The 1,154-nt window shown below is 30.8% G+C and carries 1 protein-coding gene; it reads right to left on the reverse strand.

Annotation, left to right across the window (positions count from 1 at the left end):
• On the reverse strand, positions 1-1,083 hold a 1,083-nt coding region (locus tag CAMP5063_RS08300; RefSeq protein WP_337195160.1), incomplete at its 3' end, for a PDC sensor domain-containing protein.
• Positions 1,084-1,154: the final 71 nt, after the last annotated feature.

Here is a 1,154-nt window from a genome sequence, read left to right on the forward strand (position 1 = left end):
TAGTAGGTTGTTTTGTAAATTAACAATTCTTGAGCTTACCGCTTTGTTTATGTATACAAATACTATTAAAGCAATAGCTAAAACTACGAAAAGAGATACTATAATTATAGTTGCTATTAATTTTTCTATAGGCATTTGTATTGAGCCAACTGGAGCCATAGTCACAATAGACCAATAATCATCAGCACCATCCCATACATCAAAGTTTGCTATCGCTGCTCTATTTGCATTTCCTGTAGAAGCTGGTGTGAAGTCAAATAGAGTATTAGTTTGATTTTTTTGTAAATCAATTAATAAATTCGCACTAGGATGCGGGTTGATTTGAGTAATATTTTTGCCTATAAATTCGGTTGCAGGGCTAACTGCTATTAGACCATTTTTGCCTAATAATAATCTTTGATCGTCTTTAAAAACACTTCTTTCAGGATTTGTAAGCTCATGTTGAAGTTGTGTTAAACTTCCTAAAGCTCCTATAACCCCTATGATTTCTCCTTTTCTTACTATAGGCACAGCAATATTATAAGCTAGAATTTCTTCATTGTTGATGGTAAAATTTTGAGGTCGGCCTATCGATTCTTTTCTATTTTTTATTGCATTTTCAACGCTTTGCTGATTTAAAATAACATCTTCTGCTTGGACTAATTGTACACCACCTTTTTCTCTTAAAGAAGTGTCGTGTAGTAGCATTAAAAATTTATTTGATTGTGTTAAAAGTTTAGGGTTAATGTCATTGTATTTGGAAGTATCAAGAATATGCACATAAATATATGCTATCCAGCCATTAGAATCTAAAGCTCCTTCTAAAATATTTTTAATTCTGCGTTCTTCTATTGTGTCTTGTTCTGCGATGATGCTATCAATGGTGTTTTCTGCACCCATTAGTGTTGAATGTACACTTTCTGTTGCTCCACGGACGATATTTGCATATCTAAAAGCACTTGTTTGAAGTAATTTATCTGCTTCAGTGTGTAAGATATTTGAAGATTGCATAGCAATTACACTTGCTAAAATTCCAATACCTAAGACTATAATTGCAATTACAACAGCAACTATTTTGGTCCCTATTTTTAAATTTGAAAACAATATATCTCCTTTAATTTATATGTTTAAATTATTAAGATATATTTTATCTTAAGTATAATTATTTTTCAATT

The sequence above is a fragment of the Campylobacter sp. RM5063 genome (genome assembly GCF_024723655.1).
In the GTDB taxonomy this organism is placed as follows: domain Bacteria; phylum Campylobacterota; class Campylobacteria; order Campylobacterales; family Campylobacteraceae; genus Campylobacter_D; species Campylobacter_D lari_D.